At 59.4% G+C, this 1,186-nt stretch carries 1 protein-coding gene; it reads left to right on the top strand.

Annotated features, from left to right (window positions below):
• Window positions 1-277 precede the first annotated feature (277 nt).
• On the top strand, window positions 278-1,105 hold the full coding sequence (locus tag WMO66_RS00580) for a hypothetical protein (RefSeq protein ID WP_349134463.1): 828 nt from the start codon (window positions 278-280) through the stop codon (window positions 1,103-1,105).
• The last annotated feature ends 81 nt before the right edge of the window (window positions 1,106-1,186 follow it).

Here is a 1,186-nt window from a genome sequence, read left to right as displayed (position 1 = left end):
AAGAAAAGTGTGAAAGGAAACCGTCAGGGTGTCCTTTCGCGTTCCATAACCCGCCGCAGCGGCAGAATTGCAAAATAGTACTACAAAAATTCATTTTGCAATTCTGAAAGCAGCTTGGCGAAAAAGTCCAAAGGGACTTTTTTGACAAGCTGAAGCGCCGCGCGCGGAAATCGGCGGATCCGCGCAGCGAAAAATTTTGGAACGGGCGGAACATTTCCCCGGCAGGTGCGTCTAATAAAAGAAACAGTCCGGGAAGACAGATCGGGAGGGACATCGTATGAAACGAGGGATCGCCATTCTTCTTGCCGCCCTGCTGCTGGGCCTGTGCGCCTGCAGCCCGACGGGGGCGGATGCATCGGAGCCGGGCGGGACGCAGCCCGTCACGCAGCCTGCAACACAGCCCGCCACGCGGGGAACGGAGCCGGAAACAACGTCGGAGCCTCCCACGCAGGAGACCGATCCGACGGCAGAAACGCCGGAGGAGCCGGAGATCAACGAGGCATTCACCGCAGCCGTCCCTGATGCGCCGGAGGGCGCACTCGGCGTAATGTTCAACGAGCCGCTGGATGGGCTGGAGCTGACGGTGACGCAGAACGGCCCCGCGGGCGAATATGACCGTGCCTATATCGTGGCAAAATATGTTGGCTCGTGGGTCAATGTGTTCGGCGTGACGTGGGAGAGCGGGCGGCTGAATGTCGGCGACAAGGCCCTCTATTCGTTCCGCACCGGGCAGGGCGATGTCATCGGCGGCTCGTTCGACCGCCCGGACGGCGGCGCGATGTATTATCTGACCGTGACGGCGCCGGACGGCAGCGATTTTGGAGAATACCTGACCTACAACGGCCGCTGGGGCTCGCCGCAGAAGGAATATCTCATGGACACCTGCTGGAATGCGGAGGCGGTCCTGCGCGAGGCTGCCGGTGCGGACGAGGACTGGGAGCTCTATGACAGCCGCCTCATTCAGGACGACGGCATCCCCTATGTCTGCTTCCGGCTGGAGGGCGAGACGGAGCAATATGCGCTGGTCCCGCCGGACGGCTCGTGCGTCTATGCCGCCGAGCTCGACCCCGATACGGATCGCTACTGTATTACCGGTGTATTTTAAGAGCAAATGAAAAGCGCTGCGGATCAGAAGAGGCTTCATAAGGAAGAATGGGCTATCTCAAAATAGAATTTTCTGAAATTA

The organism is Faecousia intestinalis, assembly GCF_040096185.1.
Taxonomy (GTDB): Bacteria; Bacillota; Clostridia; order Oscillospirales; family Oscillospiraceae; genus JAZOXB01.
This window is presented reverse-complemented; position numbering and strand designations above follow the sequence as displayed.

Coding starts and splice junctions, on each gene's coding strand:
- WMO66_RS00580 (WP_349134463.1), top strand. CDS start 278: ATGAAACGAGGGATCGCCATTCTTCTTGCCGCCCTGCTGCTGGGCCTG.